This is a genomic window from Cupriavidus pauculus (genome assembly GCF_022179805.1).
Classification (GTDB): Bacteria; Pseudomonadota; Gammaproteobacteria; order Burkholderiales; family Burkholderiaceae; genus Cupriavidus; species Cupriavidus pauculus_E.
In genome coordinates this window covers 11430-29947 of sequence record NZ_BPUO01000013.1, presented here as the reverse complement: position 1 = coordinate 29947, position 18518 = coordinate 11430, and the positions used below count along the sequence as shown (strand labels likewise).

16 protein-coding genes are annotated in these 18518 nt (G+C 66.4%); 4 read left to right on the top strand and 12 right to left on the bottom strand.

From position 1 onward, the window contains the following. Positions 1-18: 18 nt before the first annotated feature. The 8 genes from mraY to coq7 all read right to left on the bottom strand — a co-directional run bounded on the left by mraY (position 19) and on the right by coq7 (position 8838). On the bottom strand, positions 19-1188 hold the full coding sequence (gene mraY / locus MFF62_RS23275) for a phospho-N-acetylmuramoyl-pentapeptide-transferase (RefSeq protein ID WP_238265480.1): 1170 nt from the start codon (positions 1186-1188) through the stop codon (positions 19-21). A gap of 13 nt (positions 1189-1201) precedes the next feature. Next, on the bottom strand, positions 1202-2602 hold the full coding sequence (locus MFF62_RS23270; protein WP_238265479.1) for a UDP-N-acetylmuramoyl-tripeptide--D-alanyl-D-alanine ligase: 1401 nt from the start codon (positions 2600-2602) through the stop codon (positions 1202-1204). Further along, positions 2599-4146, bottom strand: coding sequence for a UDP-N-acetylmuramoyl-L-alanyl-D-glutamate--2,6-diaminopimelate ligase (locus MFF62_RS23265; RefSeq protein ID WP_238265478.1), 1548 nt, complete (start codon positions 4144-4146; stop codon positions 2599-2601). Before MFF62_RS23265 ends, MFF62_RS23270 begins: the two co-directional genes overlap by 4 nt. Then, entirely contained in the window at positions 4143-5963 is a 1821-nt protein-coding gene (locus tag MFF62_RS23260) for a peptidoglycan D,D-transpeptidase FtsI family protein (RefSeq protein ID WP_238265477.1), read from the bottom strand. The genes MFF62_RS23265 and MFF62_RS23260 overlap by 4 nt, the downstream gene beginning before the upstream one ends. Then, the gene (ftsL, locus tag MFF62_RS23255; RefSeq protein ID WP_238265476.1) at positions 5960-6277 is read right to left on the bottom strand and encodes a cell division protein FtsL; all 318 of its coding nucleotides are present in this window, start codon (positions 6275-6277) and stop codon (positions 5960-5962) included. Before ftsL ends, MFF62_RS23260 begins: the two co-directional genes overlap by 4 nt. Next, on the bottom strand, positions 6274-7251 hold the full coding sequence (rsmH, locus tag MFF62_RS23250) for a 16S rRNA (cytosine(1402)-N(4))-methyltransferase RsmH (protein ID WP_238265475.1): 978 nt from the start codon (positions 7249-7251) through the stop codon (positions 6274-6276). The genes ftsL and rsmH overlap by 4 nt, the downstream gene beginning before the upstream one ends. Before the next feature lie 7 nt (positions 7252-7258). Then, positions 7259-7687 (bottom strand): division/cell wall cluster transcriptional repressor MraZ, encoded by a 429-nt coding sequence (gene mraZ, locus MFF62_RS23245; protein WP_238265583.1) that lies wholly within the window; start codon positions 7685-7687, stop codon positions 7259-7261. A 527-nt stretch (positions 7688-8214) separates the two neighbouring features. Next, positions 8215-8838 carry a 2-polyprenyl-3-methyl-6-methoxy-1,4-benzoquinone monooxygenase gene (gene coq7, locus MFF62_RS23240; RefSeq protein ID WP_238265582.1) on the bottom strand — a complete coding sequence of 208 codons (624 nt, stop codon included), beginning with the start codon at positions 8836-8838 and terminating at the stop codon, positions 8215-8217. Between the two features lie 340 nt (positions 8839-9178). Between coq7 and MFF62_RS23235 the strand changes: the two genes are divergently transcribed. The 4 genes from MFF62_RS23235 to MFF62_RS23220 all read left to right on the top strand — a co-directional run bounded on the left by MFF62_RS23235 (position 9179) and on the right by MFF62_RS23220 (position 12568). Then, a complete protein-coding gene (locus tag MFF62_RS23235; protein WP_238265474.1) occupies positions 9179-10363 on the top strand; it encodes a porin in 1185 nt (394 codons plus the stop codon). A 175-nt stretch (positions 10364-10538) separates the two neighbouring features. Then, positions 10539-11540 carry a Bug family tripartite tricarboxylate transporter substrate binding protein gene (locus tag MFF62_RS23230; RefSeq protein ID WP_238265473.1) on the top strand — a complete coding sequence of 334 codons (1002 nt, stop codon included), beginning with the start codon at positions 10539-10541 and terminating at the stop codon, positions 11538-11540. Between the two features lie 72 nt (positions 11541-11612). Beyond that, entirely contained in the window at positions 11613-12119 is a 507-nt protein-coding gene (locus MFF62_RS23225) for a MarR family winged helix-turn-helix transcriptional regulator (protein WP_238265472.1), read from the top strand. Further along, positions 12116-12568: a hypothetical protein gene (locus MFF62_RS23220; RefSeq protein WP_238265471.1), complete on the top strand. Its 453-nt coding sequence runs from the start codon at positions 12116-12118 to the stop codon at positions 12566-12568. The genes MFF62_RS23225 and MFF62_RS23220 overlap by 4 nt, the downstream gene beginning before the upstream one ends. Before the next feature lie 62 nt (positions 12569-12630). Here MFF62_RS23220 and MFF62_RS23215 read toward each other — a convergent pair whose 3' ends face one another. The 4 genes from MFF62_RS23215 to MFF62_RS23200 form a co-directional block, all read right to left on the bottom strand. Then, a complete protein-coding gene (locus MFF62_RS23215) occupies positions 12631-14313 on the bottom strand; it encodes a long-chain fatty acid--CoA ligase (protein ID WP_238265470.1) in 1683 nt (560 codons plus the stop codon). Between the two features lie 195 nt (positions 14314-14508). Next, positions 14509-15177 (bottom strand): TetR/AcrR family transcriptional regulator, encoded by a 669-nt coding sequence (locus MFF62_RS23210; RefSeq protein WP_238265469.1) that lies wholly within the window; start codon positions 15175-15177, stop codon positions 14509-14511. 51 nt (positions 15178-15228) lie between these two features. Next, a complete protein-coding gene (locus MFF62_RS23205) occupies positions 15229-16371 on the bottom strand; it encodes an aminopeptidase (RefSeq protein WP_238265468.1) in 1143 nt (380 codons plus the stop codon). Further along, entirely contained in the window at positions 16368-18473 is a 2106-nt protein-coding gene (locus tag MFF62_RS23200; RefSeq protein ID WP_238265467.1) for a molybdopterin-containing oxidoreductase family protein, read from the bottom strand. The genes MFF62_RS23205 and MFF62_RS23200 overlap by 4 nt, the downstream gene beginning before the upstream one ends. Positions 18474-18518 lie beyond the last annotated feature (45 nt).

Sequence of the window (18518 nt, the reverse complement as noted above, 5' to 3'; positions counted from 1 at the left end):
TCGTCGGGGCCGATCCGGTCAGCGCAGCTTCAGCGACGACAGGCCAATCAGCACCAGCAGCATCGTGATGATCCAGAACCGCACGGTGACCTGCGTTTCCTTCCAGCCGCTCAGTTCAAAATGGTGATGCAGCGGCGCCATCCGGAACAGCCGCCGCCCTTCGCCATAGCGCTTCTTCGTGAACTTGAACCACGTGACCTGCAGCATCACCGACAGCGTTTCCACCACGAAGATGCCGCCCATCACGAACAGCACGATTTCCTGGCGCACGATCACGGCGATGGTGCCCAGCGCGCCGCCCAGCGCCAGCGCGCCCACGTCGCCCATGAACACGCGCGCCGGATGCGCGTTGAACCACAGGAACGCCAGGCCCGCGCCGGCCATGGCCGAGCAGAAGATCAGCAGTTCGCCGGCGCCCGGGATATGCGGGAACAGCAGGTACTTGCTGTAGACCGCGTTGCCCATCACGTACGCGAACACGCCCAGGCCGCCGCCCACCAGCACCACCGGCATGATCACCAGGCCGTCCAGGCCGTCGGTCAGGTTCACGGCGTTGCTGGAGCCCACGATCACCAGGTAGGTCAGCACGATGAAGCCGGTCACGCCCAGCGGGTAGCTGATTTCCTTGAAGAACGGGACGATCAGGTTCATCTTGTACGGCACGTCGGCAAACATGCCGCCTTCGATCCAGCTCAGGAACAGGCTCCACACGCGCACATTGCTGGCCTCGGACACCGAGAACGCCAGGTACACGGCGGCCACCATGCCGATCAGGGTCTGCCAGAAGAACTTCTCGCGGCTCGACATGCCGCGCGGGTCGCGGTACACCACCTTGCGGTAGTCATCGACCCAGCCCACCGCGCCGTAGCCGATGGTCACCAGCAGCACCACCCAGATAAAGCGGTTGCCCCAGTCGCACCAGAGCAGCGTCGACACGCAAATCGAGATCAGCACCAGCACGCCGCCCATGGTGGGCGTGCCCGCCTTGACCAGGTGGGTCTGCGGGCCGATGGTGCGCACGGCCTGGCCGATCTTCAGTTCGGTCAGGCGACGGATGACCCACGGCCCGAATCCGAGGCCGATCACAAGCGCGGTGAGGTTGGCCATCACCGCGCGGAAGGTCAGGTAGTTGACGACCCGCAGGAAGCTGTAATCGTTTTGCAGCCACTGGGCCAGAGCCAATAACATCGTGTGTCTTCTATTAGTGAGCGGAAGGTGATGCGACCAGCGCATCGACCATCCGTTCCATGCGCATGAAGCGCGATCCCTTCACGAGCACGGCGGCCGCACCGGCCACCACACCCTCCTCGTTAGCCTGCAGCGCCTGCGCCAGGTCTTCCGCGCGGGCAAAATGCCGCGCGCCCGGGCCGTACGCCTGCACCGCGTGCGGCGCCAGTTCGCCCGTGGCCCACAGCGTGTCGATGCCGCGCTCGCGCGCATAGGCACCGATTTCCTGGTGGAAGGCCGGACCCTGGTCGCCCACTTCGCCCATATCGCCCAGCACCAGCACGCGCGGCGCGGCAAAGCCGGCCAGCACGTCGATGGCGGCGCGCATGGAATCCGGATTCGCGTTGTACGTGTCGTCGATGACCACCGTGCCGGCCGGCGTGTGCTTGACCTGCAGGCGACCCTTCACGGCGGAAAAGCCCGCCAGGCCACATTGGATCGCGTCCACGCCAACACCGGCTGCCAGCGCGCACGCCGTGGCGGCCAGCGCGTTGCGCACGTTGTGCGCGCCCAGCAACTGCAGCCGAACCTCGAATGCCTGGCCCGGCGCGCTCACCTGCAGCACCTGCACACCGTCGTCGATCGACACCGTCGCGCGCACATCGGCCGATGCATCGAGGCCAAACGCCAGCACGCGACGCTGGCCAGCGGCCTGGCGCCAGATGCCAGCATGTTCACCACCGCTCTGCGCGTCGACCGGAAACACCGCCACGCCATCGGCCGGCAGCGCGGCAATCGCGCTCGCGTGCTCGTGCGCCACCGCTTCCACGCTGACCATGAATTCCTGGTGCTCGCGCTGCGCGTTGGTGATCACGGCCACGGTCGGCTGGGCGATACCGGCCAGGTAGACCGTTTCGCCCGGGTGGTTCATGCCCAGTTCCAGCACCGCCAGCTTGTGGTGCGCGCGCAGGCGCAGCACCGTCAGCGGCAGGCCGATGTCGTTGTTCAGGTTGCCACCCGTGGCCAGGCGGTCTGCCTCGCCCACGGCCGCGGCAAAAATCGCCGCGATCATTTCCTTGACCGTGGTCTTGCCGTTGCTGCCCGTCACGGCCACGGCCGGGGGCGTGAACTGGCGGCGCCAGCCGGCACCCAGCTCGCCCAGGCCGATACGCGTGTCCGGCACGATCAGCGCCGGAATGTCGATCCCCGGGTCGCGGCTCACCAGCACGGCGGCGGCGCCACGCGCCACCACATCGGCCAGGAAGTCATGCGCATCAAAGCGCTCGCCCTTGAGCGCCACGAACAGGTCGCCGGGCGCCACGGTGCGGCTGTCGGTATGCACACGCGAGAACGTGCGCGTAGCATCGCCTGAAATACGCGCGCCGGCCATCCAGCCGGCGGCTTGCTGCAAATTCGTCATCTGGTGTCCGTTCATGCCGACACCCCCCGCGTGCCCAGGGTCAGGCGCACATGTTCGCGGTCCGAAAACGGCCGCTTGCGGCCCTGGATCTCCTGGGTGGCTTCATGGCCCTTGCCGGCCACGAGCACCACGTCGGCCGGGGCGGCGTGCTTGATTGCATAAAGAATGGCAGCGGCGCGATCCTCGATCAGGCGCGCGTGGGCGCGGTCCTGCATGCCGTCGGCAATCTGTTCGAGGATGTCGCGCGGATCTTCGCTGCGCGGGTTGTCGCTGGTCAGCACCACGTCGTCGGCCAGGCGCTCGGCCACGTCGCCCATCAGCGGGCGCTTGGTGGCATCGCGGTCGCCGCCGCAACCGAACACGCACCAGAGCCGGCCCTGGCGGGCGTCGGCCACCGGGCGCAGCGCGGTCAGCGTCTGCACCAGCGCGTCGGGGGTGTGGGCGTAATCGACGACGGCCAGCGGCGCGTCGTGGCCGCCGAACAGTTCCATGCGGCCATCGACCGGCGTCAGCGTGCGCAGCGCGCCGATGGCGGCGTCCCAGCCCACGCCCTGCGCCAGCGCGGCGCCCAGCACGGCCAGCAGATTGCTGACGTTGAACGCGCCGATCATCGGCGTGTTCACATCGGCACTGCCGAAACTGCCGTCCACGTGGAACGCCATGCCCGAGGCCGTGGCGCGCACATCGGTGGCGCGCAGCCACTGGCCACGGGCGGCCGACGCGTCAGCCTTGCCATCGATGCCATATTCGATCACCTGCGGCGCGGCCACCGTGGCAGCGTTGCCGGCCAGCAGGCGGCGGCCCATCGCATCGTCGCGGTTGACCACGGCGGCACGCAGGCCGTCCCACTGGAACAGCATTGCCTTGGCGGCCTCGTACTCGGCCATCGTGCCGTGGTAGTCGAGGTGGTCCTGCGTCAGGTTGGTCAGCACGGCCACGGCAAACCCGGTGCCGGCCACGCGGCCCTGTTCCAGGCCATGCGACGACACTTCCATGGCGATGGCCCGTGCGCCGGCGTCATTCAGCTCGGCCAGGCTGGCCTGGAGCTGCACCGCGTCGGGCGTGGTGAAGCCAGTGATCTTGAGTGCGTCCGGAAAGCCCGTGCCCAGCGTGCCGATGGTCGCGCAGGGCGTGCCCGTGGCCTGCAGCAGGCGTGCCAGCCATTGCGCGCACGACGTCTTGCCATTGGTGCCGGTGATGCCGGTCACCGCCAGGGCACGGCTGCCAATGTCATTCCAGCCGGCCGCGATCGGCCCGGCCAGCCAGTGCAACTGGGACATCGGCAGGTGCGGCACGGCATCGCCATGCGGCCAGTCGAAGCCGTCGGCCTCGAAGATCACGGCCGAAGCGCCGGCGGCAATCGCCTTGTCGATATGCGGACGGCCATCGGTGGCCAGGCGTTCGTTGCCCAGCACGTAGGCAAAGAACACGTCGCCGGGCTGCAGACGGCGCGTATCGCCCGTCAGCTTCGCACCGGCGGGGGCGTGCGTACGCAGCCAGGCCAGCGCGTTGCTGGCCTGGGTGGCAATCTCGATCGGGAGCAGCGGCTTGGCCGTCATTGCGTGGCGCTCCACGGTGGCTCGCTTTCCTGCACCTTGTCGGTGACCATCAGCTGGCGGATCGGCGAATCGGGCTGCACGTTCAGCGAACGCAGCGCGCCGCCGGTGATGGCCGAGAACACCGGGCCGGCCACCGCGCCGCCGTAGTGGCTGCCTGCCGTGGGTTCGTCCACGCTGACGGCCACGATCACGCGCGGGTTCGACATCGGCGCCAGGCCGATGAACGATGCGCGGTACTTGCTGCGGTCGTAGCCACGGCCCACGTGCTTGTATGCGGTACCGGTCTTGCCGCCCACGCGGTAGCCCATGACCTGGGCTTCCGGGGCCGTACCGCCGGGCGCCGTCACGGTTTCCAGCATGCCGCGCACGTCGCGCGCCACCTGCGGCGACAGGATGCGCTCGCCGCTGACCGGGCCGTTGGTCTTGTACATCGACACCGGGATCAGCTCGCCATCGTGCGCGAAGATCGTATAGGCGTGCGCCACCTGGAACAGCGACACCGACAGGCCGTAGCCATACGACATCGTGGCCTGCTCGATCGGGCGCCAGCTCTTGAATGGACGGACGCGGCCCGCCACAGCGCCCGGGAAGCCGATCTTCGGCGCCTGGCCCAGGCCGACGCTGGTGAACATGTCCCACATTTCCTGCGGCTTCATCATCATCGCGATCTTGGTCGTGCCGATATTGCTCGACTTCTGGATCACGCCGCCCACCGTGAGCGTGCCGTAGTTGTGGGTGTCCGAGATCGTGGCGCCCTCGAACGTGAACTTGCCCGTGGTCTGCACCGTCGTGGCCGGCGTCACGCGGCCGAGCTGCAGCGCCAGGCCAATCGTGATCGGCTTCATCATCGAGCCGGGCTCGAAGGTATCGGTCAGTACGCGGTTGCGCAGTTGCTCGCCGGACAGGCGGCTGCGGTCGTTCGGGTTGTACGTGGGCCAGTTGGCCAGCGCCAGCACCTCGCCGGTCTGGGCGTCGAGCACCACGGCGCTGGCGGCCTTGGCCTTGTTACGCTCCACCACGGCCTTGACCTCGTTGTAGGCCAGGTACTGGATCTTGGCGTCGATCGACAACTGCATGTCCTGGCCGTCGCGCGGCGTCTTCAGGATGCCGACGTCTTCCACCACGCGGCCCAGGCGGTCCTTGATCACCTGGCGTGCGCCAGGGCTGCCAGCCAGCCCGCTTTCGCGCGCCAGCTCTACGCCTTCCTGGCCCTTGTCCTCGACGTTGGTGAAGCCGACGATGTGCGCCATCGCCTCGCCTTCCGGATAGAAGCGCTTGTATTCACGCGTCTGGTGAACGCCGTCGATCTTCAGCGCGGCGATCTTGTCGGCGGCGTCCGGCAGCACCTGGCGCTTCAGGTAGACAAAGCTCTTGTCCTCGTTGAACTTGGTGCGCAGGTCCTTCTCGGACATGTCCAGCAGGCGGGCAAGCTGGCGCATGCGCTGCGGGTCCAGGTCGTTCGGAACGTCTTCGGGCACGGCCCAGATCGCCTTGACCGGCAGGCTGGTGGCCAGCACCAGGCCATTGCGGTCCAGAATCTTGCCGCGCGTGGCGGGCAGCTCCAGCGTACGCTGGAAGCGCTTCTTGCCCTCCATCTCATAGAACTGGTTGCCCGGCCCCTGGATCCACATGGCGCGCGCGGCCAGCGCCGCGAACGCTGCGAACATCAGGAACACCACGAACTTCGAGCGCCACATCGGCAGCCGCAGCCCCAGCACCGGGCTGGCGGAGAACTGGCCGGTACGCGGACGCGCGGCCTCGCCACGCGGCTTGTTGCCGGAGCGGGCGCGGTTCAGGCTCGGGCGGGCCAGGCTCATTTGGCGGCTCCCCCCTGGGGTTGCTGGGCATCGGGCGGCGTGTCGGGCAGCACCACGCCTTGCAGGTACTGGGTACGCCCGGCCATGGCCGGCGCCATCTTGAGCTGCGCGCGTGCGGAGTCCGCAATGCGCGCGCTCTTGCTCAGCGAGCTTTGCTGGTACTGCAGGCGCGACCAGTCGATATCGAGCTGCCGCTCCTCGCCCTGCGCGCGCTCCAGCGCCACGAACAGCGTGCGCGCCTGGTGCTGCGCGCTGACCAGGGACAGCGCGCACAGCATCAGCGCGGCAAGCAGGAAGAAGGTCAGGCGGTTCATGCCGGCCGTCCCTCGAGTTTTTCCGCCACGCGCATCACGGCCGAGCGCGCGCGCGGGTTGGCGGCCACTTCCTCGGCGCCGGGCTTGAAGCGGCCCAGCAGCTTCATGGTGGGTTGCGGCAGGTCGGCCGCGCGCAGCGGGGCGCGGCGCAGCGCCGGATCGGCGTCCTGCTGCGGACGGGCGTGCGCCTGCATGAACCGCTTGACGATGCGGTCCTCCAGCGAGTGAAAGCTGATCACCACGAGGCGGCCGCCGGTCTGCAGCAGGTCGTAAGCCGCCGTCAGGCCTCTTTCGAGGTCCGCAAGCTCTTGATTGACGTGAATCCGTAGAGCTTGAAAGGTGCGGGTCGCAGGGTCCTGACCCTTCTCACGTGTTTTGACGGCTTTCGCCACGAGCGCGGCAAGCTCTGAAGTAGTGGCGACTGGTCCGCCATCGCCGGGTTCGCGCCGGCGAGCAACAATCGCCTTTGCAATCTGTACAGCAAACCGTTCTTCCCCATAGTCTCGTATCACCCTGGCAATGTCCTGCTCGTCCGCCTGTGCAAGCCACTCGGCGGCGGTGACGCCGCGCGTGGTGTCCATGCGCATGTCCAGCGGGCCTTCGAAACGAAAGGAAAATCCCCTCGCCGCCTCGTCGATCTGGGGCGAGCTGATTCCCAGGTCGAGCAACACGCCAGCCACGGGGTCGCGGCCGGCCAGCCGGTCGCCCATCTCCGCAAAGCTCGCATGCTCAATGGAGAAGCGGGCATCCTTGATGGTGCCCGCTTCTGCGATTGCTGCCGGATCCTTGTCGAAGGCGACGAGGCTGCCGGCCGGCCCCAGCCGCGCCAGCACGGCGCGGCTGTGCCCACCCCTGCCGAAGGTGCCGTCCACGTAGGCGCCGTCGGGCCGCCAGACGAGCGCGTCGACGGCCTCGTCCAGCAGCACGGTGCGATGGCGCAGGGCGGTGGTCCCCGGCGTTTCGGTAGGGGTCATGACCTCTTCAGAATGAGAAATTCTTCAATGCGTCCGGCATGCCTTGCGCCATCGCAGCCTGTTCCTTGGCGGCGTAGGTGGCGGCATCCCAGACTTCGAAATGGCTGCCCATGCCGAGCAGCATCACTTCCTTGTCGAGCATGGCGGCAGTGCGCAGTTCCGGTGCAATCAGCACGCGGCCCGCGCCATCCATCTCCACGTCGGCGGCGTTGCCGAGAAAGATCCGCTTCCACCAATGGGCATCCATTGGCAGCGCCGCGATACGGCCACGGAAAACCTCCCACTCGGGTCTTGGAAAGAGCAACAGGCAGCCATCCGGGTGCTTGGTCAGCGTCACCCGGCCCTCGGCCTGCGATTGCAGCGCCTCGCGGTGCCTGGCCGGAATGGACATCCGGCCCTTGGCATCGAGCGACAGCGCCGATGCTCCCTGAAACAAGCTCTTTCCCCCGGTAGCCGCCGGCATTTCGCCCGGTCGGCAGGTCGATTCGTCCTTGTCCGAAACCGTCCAGTCCGATGCGGATCATCGCAAACACTGGCCGGTTAATCACACAAAAATACACTTCCTCACACTATTTCCCACTTTAGAGGAAGCATTTTGGCCGGTCAAGGCTAGTCATGGGGCAGAAATCAGGGTTTTTTTAATCAGAACAAAGACTTAGCGCGCTGACTTCACGCACCGCAACAGTGAATCCTTAATGAAATGAAGCACTTGGGGAAGAAAGCAGAGAAACCACCTGAGAACAATCTGAGGGAGGACTGCCGACAGCCAGAACCGCATCGGGTTCCGCGCCGTGGGGAAGGATACAACGTTTTGCCGCGAGCCCCGCTGAAGCAAGGGCTCGCAGCAGTTTTCCACAACTGTGCGAGGCAGCGGCCGACCGCATCGCGAAAACGAAAATGGCGACGATGCGTACACGCCCGTCGCCACTCGTCCCGCGCCAGACCGGCGCGCCAACTCACTAACTAGATACGATACGCCGCGGTGGTCATGACCTTGGACGCGGTGCGCATCAGCGCGCGGACCGGGCCCGGCAACGGCACGCCGCCGGCATCGCGCGCGGCATCGCCGTGCCGTACTTCGTCGTCGCGCATCTGTTCGAGAATGGCGCGCGAACGTCCGTCGGCGGCGGGCAGGCGGTCCAGATGGCCATTCAGGTGATGCTCGACCTGGCGCTCGGTCTCGGCCACGAAGCCCAGGCTGATGCGGTCGCCCGCGCGCCCAGCCACCAGGCCGATGGCGAACGCCCCGGCATACCAGACCGGATTCAGCAGGCTGGGCCGCGATCCGAGTTCGCGCAGCCGTTCCGCGCACCAGGCAAGGTGGTCTTCTTCCTCGCGCGCGGCGGCATCCATCTGCGCGCGGACCGCTGCGGTGCGGGCGGTCAGTTTCTGCGCCTGGTACAGGGCCTGCGCGCAGACTTCGCCGACATGGTTGATGCGCATGAGCCCGGCCACGTGGCGTCGCTCTTCCGCGCTCATCTGCTCCGTATCGGGAGCCTGCCGGTCGGCCGGATTGTCTCGGTCCGCGCGCGTCGCGCCGGCAATCGCGCGCAGCGCGACATCGAATTCGTGGATCAGCGTATCCATACGTGTCAATGGAAGGTCTGCGGGCGCAGCCGGCGCATGCCCCACCGATAGGTAGAGCTTTGCCTCGACCGCGTTCCGGGAATTCCCGCATTGTACCCGCGCCATTTTGTGCAGGTTTGCGCATTGGCACACCAACGCGCGTTTTGCCTAAGTCCGGGTCCCCAATAACCCTGAGTTGTGAAAAGAAGACAAGACGTTTACCACAGGGTCAAAAAAATAAAGATCTTGCTAGAGTGGTCGGCAGCTTCCAAGGAAGTCAAGCACGGAGGGATGAAGAGGGCTGACAGGAGGTCCTTCCGCATAGCTTCAACTAATAATTCTTAAGTGGAGATCACCCAGCATGAAAAAATCGCTACTCGCGCTTGCCGCGATGAGCGCTTTTGCCACGGCTGCAAATGCGCAATCGAGCGTGACCCTGTATGGCGTCGTTGACGTGCCTATCGAATACAACAACAACCTGGCACCCGGCTTCAACACCAACCCCGCCACCTGGGGCCCGAATGGTCGTCCGCCTTCGCTGGCTGGCGGCGGCAGCCGCGTCGGTCTGCAGACCGGTGGCGGCCTGTCCGGCTCGCGCTGGGGCTTGCGTGGTACCGAGGATCTTGGCGGCGGCCTGAAGGCATTGTTCGTGCTGGAAAGCGGTTTCGGCCTTGACGATGGCCGTTCGCAGCAAGGCGGCCGCCTGTTCGGTCGTCAGGCGTACGTGGGTCTGCAAAGCGACAAGGCTGGACGCGTGACGTTCGGTCGCCAGTACACGACGATGTTCGACATGTTCGCGAACTTCTCGCCGACTGGCTACGCAACGATCTACGAACCGGTGGTGGCCCAACTGGGTACCAACTTCCGTTCGGACAACACGGTCAAGTACACGGCTGTGTTCGGCGGGCTGACCGCCGAGGCGCACTGGAGCTTCGGCACCGGCGTGGCCGCCATCGGCCCCGTGCCGCTGGCTGGTGCAGGTGCCGGCGAAACCCCGGGCAACTTCAACAACAATGCGGGCGGCGGTGCCGGCCTGCTGTACCTGAGCGGCCCGCTGGGCCTGACGATCGCGTACGACGAATGGCGTCCGACGATCACGATCGGCCAGCCCGGCCGTTCGCGCAAGGTGGGTGCCGCGGCCAGCTACCAGTTCGGCCCGACCAAGGTCATGGCCGGCTACCGCTACGGCCGTACCACCGACGCCAACGACAACGAACTGCTGCGCGACAACTACTACTGGTTCGGTGTGAACTACCAGGTTACCGCGCCGTTGGGCCTGACGCTCGCGTACTACTACGACGACGTGCGCACGATGCGCGCCTCTTCGGCGTTCCTGCAGGACAACCCGAAGAACCCGTGGCAGGTCAGCATCATTGCCGACTACAACTTCTCGAAGCGCACCGACGTCTACCTGACGGCCGGCTACGTGAAGAACTCGGGCCTGAACTTCGACACCTCGGCAGTGAGCTTTGCCAACGGCTACCCGCTGCAGCAAGGCAAGACCAGCCAGGTCGGCGTGGCCGTCGGTATCCGCCACAAGTTCTGATCTACGCTTCAAGTTCGACATTGTTCCTTTTCTTCAAGGCGCCTCCGGGCGCCTTTTTTCATGCCCGGCGCGTGAATGTCTCAACGGGTTTCACCTCATCCGCTAAGTGGCGTGTCGCCGACTAGAATGGCCTGCAGACCGGAACACCCGGCCGCCTCATCCTGGAGACATTGCCATGCACCAACCTCGCCGGCGCACCGTCGCGCTGCTCCTGTCGCTTGCCCTGGGCCCGGCCGGCCTGACCTCGGCCCTTGCCGCCGATGCATATCCGACCAAGCCGATCCGCCTGGTCGTGCCGTTCCCGGCGGGCGGCACCACTGACATCATGGCGCGCGCGGTCTCGGCGGAGCTGTCGAAGCTGCAGGGCTGGAACGTGGTGGTCGACAACAAACCCGGCGCGGGCGGCAATATCGGCTCCGACATCGTGGCCAAGGCGGCGCCCGACGGCTACACGCTGCTGATGGGCACGGTCGGCACGCACGGCATCAACCAGTCGCTGTACGGCAAGCTGCCGTTCGATCCGATCAAGGACTTCGCGCCGATCACGCTGGTGGCCGCGGTGCCGAACGTGCTGGTGGTCAATCCCGCCTTCGCGCAGCAGAACAAGATCAATTCGGTCAACGACCTGATTGCCTATGCGCGCGCCAATCCGGGCAAGCTCAACATGGCGTCGAGTGGCAACGGGACGTCGATCCACCTGGCCGGCGAGCTGTTCAAGACGCAGACCAAGACCTTCATGGTGCATTTCCCGTACCGTGGCAGCGGCCCCGCGCTGACCGACATGACCGGCGGGACGATGCAGGTGATGTTCGACAACCTGCCGTCGTCGATGCAACTGATCAAGTCCGGCAAGCTCAAGGCGCTGGCCGTGACCAGCGCCAAGCCGTCGCCCGCCCTGCCCGGCGTACCCACCATTGCGCAGGCCGCCAACCTGCCCAACTACGAAGCCAGCTCGTGGTTCGGCCTGCTGGCCCCGGCCGGTACGCCGCCGGACATCATCCACCGCATCCAGCAGGAAGTGGCCAAGAGCCTGAACACGCCGGCCGTGCGCGAGCGCCTGATGGCGCAGGGTGCCGATCCGGTAGGCAACACGCCCGAACAGTTTGCCGCGCTGATCCGCGCCGAGACCACCAAGTGGGCCAAGGTCGTCAAGGATTCGGGCGCCAAGGTGGATTGATCCGACACGTAGGGAGATGGCCGGGCAGCGCATATACTTGAGGCATCAAATGTTTGAGCTGCCCGAATCAAGATGCCCAATCCCACCGCCGCCAGCAATGCTGCCGAAGGATCGCCGGTCGACCTGGAAACCAGTGCCGGCGAATCGGACCACGAGGCGCTGCGGCTCTGGCTGCGCCTGCTGACCTGCACCACGCTGGTGGAAGGCGATATCCGCTCGCGCCTGCGCCAGGACTTTGCGGTGACGCTGCCGCGCTTCGACCTGATGTCCCAGCTCGACCGTCACCCCGAAGGACTCAAGATGGGCGAGCTGTCGCGGCGCATGATGGTGACCGGCGGCAATGTGACCGGCATCACCGACCAGCTCCAGCAGGAAGGCCTGGTCACGCGCGAAGCGCTACCCACTGACCGCCGCGCTTATCTGATCCGTCTGACACCGGCTGGCCGCGAGGCATTCTCGCGCATGGCGCGCGCCCACGAGACGTGGGTGGAACAATTGTTCTCCGGGCTTGCCGAAACCGACAGGCGCGCCCTCTTCCGTCTGCTGGGCCGCCTCAAGTCGAGCCTGACCACGCCATGACCAAAGCTGCCCTACGTATCGTTCCCGCCCTGGCTGTTGCCTGCCTGATGGCTGCGTGCAGCAGCACGCCTTCTGCCCCGCAGGTCACGCCGATCAATGCCACGGTCAAGCTGGGGCGCGTTACCGAGAAGAATTTCCTGTCGCGTGTGGATATCCCGCAGGCATCGAGCTATGGCGGCTACAGCAGCGTCGGCGGCGTGGCCGCAGGCGGTGGCGGCGGTGGAGGGGGTGTCGGTGTGGGATTCGCGGTGGACCTGACGCAACTGTTCAGGAAACCGCAGCCGCCCGTGCAGATGGACTTGTTCCAGTACCGGGTCAAGACCGCGGACGGCCTGGTGGCGGAAGTCAACGGGCCGGCGGCGCCAGGGCTGGAACCGGGCGCCTGTGTGCGGTTGATCTATCCCGATGGGACAACGCAACCGCAGATGGCGCCGTCGAACGAGTGTTAGAGAACCAAGCTCCCCTCTCCCGCATGCGGGAGAGGGGAGCAAACCCAAAGGCAGGAGGAACGTTACGCCGCCTTCCTGCTATCCCGCAGTTCCCGACGCAAAATCTTCCCGACGTTCGTCTTCGGCAGTTCCGTGCGGAACTCGACGTACTTGGGACGCTTGTAGCCGGTCAGGCGATCCTTGCAGTAGGCGATCACGTCGGCTTCCGACAGCGCCGGGTCCTTCTTGACCACGAACAGCTTGACCACCTCGCCCGAGTGCTGGTCGGGCACGCCGACGGCCGCCACTTCCAGCACGCCCGGGCATTCCGCCACCACGCCTTCCACCTCGTTTGGATACACGTTGAAGCCCGACACCAGGATCATGTCCTTCTTGCGGTCGACGATCTTGGTGTAGCCGCGCTCGTCCATCACGCCGATATCGCCGGTCTTGAAGAAGCCGTCCGGGGTCATGACCTTGGCGGTCTCGTCCGGGCGGTTCCAGTAGCCGGCCATCACCTGCGGGCCGCGCAGGCAGATCTCGCCGGGCTGCCCCAGCGGCAGTTCAACGCCATCGTCGTCGCGGATCGAGACTTCGGTCGACGGCAGCGGCAGACCGATGGTGCCCGAGAACGCCTCGGAATCGGTCGGGTTGCAGGTGGCCGACGGCGACGTTTCCGACAGGCCGTAGCCCTCGATGATCGGGCAGCCGGTCTTGGCCAGCCAGTTCTTGGCCACGGCTTCCTGCACGGCCATGCCGCCGCCATTGGCCACGCGCAGGCCCGAGCAGTCGACCTTGCTGAAATCCGGGTGGTTCAGCAGCGCGTTGTAGAGCGTGTTCACGGCCGGGAACATGTGGAACTTGTACTTCTGCAGTTCCTTGATGAAGCCCGGAATATCGCGCGGGTTCGGAATCAGGATGCTCAGGCCGCCGCTACGCATGCCCAGCAGGCAGCAGACCGTCAGCGCGAAGATGTGATACAGCGGCAGCGCAGTGATCGTGATGACCTGGTCGATATGGGCGCCCTTGGCCAGCGCCGGCTGCATCCACGCCTCCGACTGCAGCACGTTGGCCACGATGTTCCGGTGCAGCAGCGTGGCGCCCTTCGACACCCCCGTGGTACCGCCCGTGTACTGCAGGAACGCGATATCGTCCGGGCCGGTGCTCACGGGCTTCAGCCCCATGCCGCGCGCCTCGGCCAGCACGTCGTTGAAGCGCACGCAGTTGGGCAGCTCCCACGCCGGCACCATCTTCTTGACGTTGCGTACCACGAAATTGACGATGGAGCCCTTCAGCCCGCCCAGCATGTCGCCCATGCTGGCCACCACCACATGCTTGACCGGGGTAGCCGGCAGCACGGCCTGCAGCGTGGCGGCAAAGTTTTCCAGGATGACGATGGCTTCGGCGCCGCTGTCCTTGAGCTGGTGCTCCAGCTCGCGCGGCGTGTACAGCGGATTGACGTTGACCACCACGTAGCCGGCGCGCAGCACGGCGGCCAGCACCACCGGATACTGCAGCACGTTCGGCATCATGATGGCCACGCGTGCGCCCGGGCGCAGCCCGCGCGACTGCAGCCAGGCGGCAAACTGGCGCGACATCTGGTCCAGCTCACCGTAGGTGATGGCCTTGTCCATGCAGATGAACGCGCGGCGGTCGGCGTAGGTACGGAACGAATGCTCGAGCAACTGGGCCAGCGAACGGAACTGACTGGCGTCGATCTCTGCCGGTACGCCTGCCGGATAATGTTTCAGCCACAGCTTTTCCATACCGTCTCCTGAATTTCTGAATGGTCGTTCGATTTTTGGGGAATGCTAAACGCGTGCCCCCTCCGAAGACAACCCGTTAGACGAAGTCCTCCACGAATTGGACCGTGGAAATCGTGGATTATGCGCCACCCAATGGGGGTATCGAGGGAATACCCTGACGATCCGGGCAACGACTGCGGCAAACCTTGGCGACGATCAAGCCGGCGGCAACACCAGCTTCATCATGTTCTGCGCCAGCTCCTGTGCCAACACTTCCGGGTCCATGCGTCCGGGCTCATGCCACGTGTACATGAAGCCGATCACGCCGCCCATGGAATGGGCCGTGACCCGGGCATCGCCAAACGTAAACACGCCCGCCGCGCGCCCTTCCTCCAGCAGCGCGTACAGGTCGCGGTAGAAATCGCGCGCCATGGCGTTGAGCCACTCCATGGTTTCCGGCTTCAGGTACTGGTTGTCGCGGAAGCTCAGCGCGGCGGCCACGTGGCATCGGACGCAGCGGCGCGCCATTTCCAGCAGGCACGTGTGCAGCCGCTCGCGCACCGGCAGCGCCGCATTGGCGGTCTCGCGAATCACCGGCAGGCAGGTCTGGGCCGATTCACGGCACAGGATGTCGAAGATCTCGTACTTGTCAGCGAAGTAATAGTAGACCGCCGGCTTGGTCACGCCCAAGGCCCGGCACAGGTCGTTCATGGTCATGCCCGGATAGCCTTTCGTGTAGAAAAGCTGCGCGGCGGTATCCAGGATCTGGCGCCGGCGTGCTTCCTGGCGCTCGGCCACGTGCGAACGGGCGGGGCCGTCCTCGCTCAGGGTGGCGGCCTCGGTGGCGCGTGGCGGATGACCGGATTTTCTTGGGGCATGGGACATGGCCGCCATTTTCGCATGCACGGGGCGCGTCACCATCGGGAAACTCCCGTGTCAGGGTTTCGGCGTACCGGCTGCGGCGCCCGCCCCGCCGCTCGCCGTCAGCGGCGTCACTTCAGTGGCGGGCGGCGCCAGCTTGCGCAGGGCCGCTTCGCGCTGCGCCGGAGGCAGGTCGCCGAGCTGGCGGGCGGCGGCGTAGAAGCGTTCCCAGTCGCCCCCCGACTGCGCCAGCAGCGCCGTGAATGCCGGCACCCACTGCTGGTAGGTGGCCACGGCGGCCAGGTGGGCGTTGGTCAGCGGCTGGTCGAACCAGCGGTCGTAGCCGGTATAGCCGCCCCACTCGGTTTTCAGGGCCGCGTATTCCTGGCGCAGTTCGTCGAAGATGCGCGCCTTGCCCTGGCGCTTGGCTTCCTCGTCCAGCGGCGACTTGTACAGCGTCACCAGCTTGTCGCGCGTGCTCAGCAGCATCGCGCGGAACTGGCGGCGCCGGCCGTCGTAGATCTTGTAGCTGGCGCGCGCGTCGACCGAGCCGTCCTGCGCCAGCCAGTGCTCCACGCCGGCCATTTCCACAGCCGTGGCAAACGATTCGTTGAACGCGGTGTCGTTGCGCACGTACACCACCTGGTGCGCCAGTTCGTGGAAGATCAGCCGCGCCAGCTCGCCCTCGGGCTGGTAGACGAAGGTATTCAGTAACGGATCGTCGAAATAGCCGAGCGTCGAATAGGCCGGAATACCCGCCACATAGGTTTCGAAGCCATCGCGGCGCAAACCCGCGGCGTAGTGATCGGCATCGTCCTGGCTGTAGTAGCCACGGTACGTGATGCAGCCGACGATGGGGAAGCACCACCTGCGCAGGTCCAGCGACAGCTCGGGGGTGGCAAACACGCTCCACACCACATAGGGGCGATGCAGATTGGCGTATTTGCGATAGCTGCCGTTGTCGGGCAGCTTGAGTTCGCGCGATGCGTAGTCGCGGATGCGTCGCGCCAGTTCCAGCCGCTGCGCGAGCCGGGCGTCGTTGGCGGTGTTCGCGGTGGCGATGGCATCGTCGAGCGACTGGGCCGACGCCATCACACCCAAGTGGCCGCCAATCGACTGATAGTAATAGCCGACCGTGTCGCAGCCGGCCGCCAGCGCTGCCACGGCGAGTACCACGAGGACACCCGCCAGGCGCCGGCGGGCCGGCCAGCGCTTCATGACGTCAGGGCCTCGGCCCGCACCGTCTCCACTTCCACCAGGCAGTCGTAGAACACCGGGGCTCGCCCCAGATCGGTCAGGTGCTGGCTGGTCAGCTCGTTGGCGTTCTTGCCGTCCGGGGCCAGCTTCTTCCACCAGATCGACAGGCCCACCACCAGGCCCTGCTTGGCGCGGTCGGTCACCCGGGCGCGGGCCTGCATGCTGCCGCGGTCGTTGTAGGCGCGCACCAGGTCGCCGTGGGCAATGCCTCGGGCCGCCGCATCGGCGGGATGGATGTCGATGTGCGGCTCGCCCTCGGTGGCGCGCAGGCTGTCGACGTTCACGAACGAGCTGTTCAGGAAGTTGCGCGCGGGCGGCGAGATCATCGCCAGCGGATACTTCGCGGCCAGTTCGGGCGCCGACGACGGGGCTTCGTACGGCGGCACGTAGGCCGGCACCGGATCGAGCCCGTCACGGGCCATGGCTTCCGAATAGAACTCGCATTTGCCCGACGGCGTCGGGAAACCGCCATTGGCGAACGGCGCGGCGGCGATGTTGAGCCGCTGCCAGCCGCTGGCCTTCAGGGTGTCCCAGCTAATGCCCTCGGCGCGCTTGTCGTTGGGCAGAATGGCCTGCCCGGCAATAGTTTCGTCGCTGTCGGCAAAGCACGGCTCGGTGAAGCCCATGCGCGCCGCCAGGCGGCGGAAGATCTCGGTGTTCGGCAACGCCTGGCCCTGCGGCGCCACGGCCTGGTTGTTGGCCATGAAGTAGACGTGCCCGTAGGTCTTGTGCACGTCCACGTGTTCGAGCTGCGTGGTGGCGGGCAGCACGATGTCGGCGTAATCGGCCGTATCGGTGCGGAAGTGTTCGAGCACCACCGTGAACAGGTCTTCGCGCGCAAACCCCTGCGCCACCTTGGCCGACTCCGGCGCCACGGCCACCGGGTTGCTGTTGTAGACCACCACGGCCTCGATCTTCGGGCCGTTGCCGCGCGTGCCGTCGTCCAGCAGCGCATCGCCAATCGTGCTCATGTTCACCGTGCGCGGCACTTCCGGCCAGTGGGGCAGCAGGTCGGGACGCTGCAGCGCGCCATTGTCGATCGGGAAGAAGCCCGACGTGGACAACTGCAGGCCGCCCGCCGGATGGCGCCAGGCGCCCACCAGCGACGGCAGGCAAGCCACCGCGCGCACGGCCTGGCCGCCACCGCGCACGCGCTGCACGCCGTAGTTCAGGCGGATGGCCACGGGCTGGCGTTCCTTGACGGCAAGCTGGCCGTACAGGCCGGCCAGCCATTCGATGTCTTCCACGGGCACGCCGCAGATCTCCGCGGCCCTGGCCGGCGGGAATTCCATCGCGCGCTCGCGCAGCGCGTCGAATCCCACCGTGTGCTGCGCGATGTAGTCGTGGTCCAGCAGGCCGTCGCGAATCAGGATATGGATCATCGCCAGCGCCAGCGCGCCGTCGGTGCCGGGCATCGGCGCGATATGGCGGTGGCACTTCTCGGCCGTCAGCGAGCGGTACGGGTCGATGGCCACCAGCGTGGCGCCGCGCCGCTTGGCTTCCTGCGCGCGCATCCAGAAATGCAGGTTCGAGGCGATCGGGTTGCCGCCCCAGATGATCACCAGCTTGGCATCGGTCACGTGCTCCACGTCCATGCCGACGCTGGCGCCATAGGTATAGCGCAGCGCCGTGGCGCCGGCGCTGGCGCAGATCGTGCGATCGAGCAGCGACGCTCCGAGCTTGTGGAAGAACCGCGCGGCCATGCTCTCGCCCTGCACCAGGCCCATCGTGCCGGCGTAGCTGTAGGGGATGATCGCCTCCGGGTTGCGAGCTGCGATGCCCGACAGCCGTGTGGCGATTTCGTCGAGCGCGGCTTCCCAGGAAATGGGCTCGAACCTGCCCTCGCCCTTCTTGCCCACGCGCCGCAGCGGCGTCAGCAGGCGGTCGGCATGGTAGGTGCGCTCGGTGTAGCGCGACACCTTGGTGCACAGCACGCCGGCCGTGGTGGGATGCTCCGGGTCGCCGGCGACCTTGACGGCGCGGCCGTCCTCGACGGTGACGAGCAATGCACAGGTATCGGGACAATCATGAGGACAGGCGGCGCGGACGATGCGGGTGGCCATGGTGCGATTCGACAGGCAGAAACTGCAGTGGGGCGCCCGGCACGG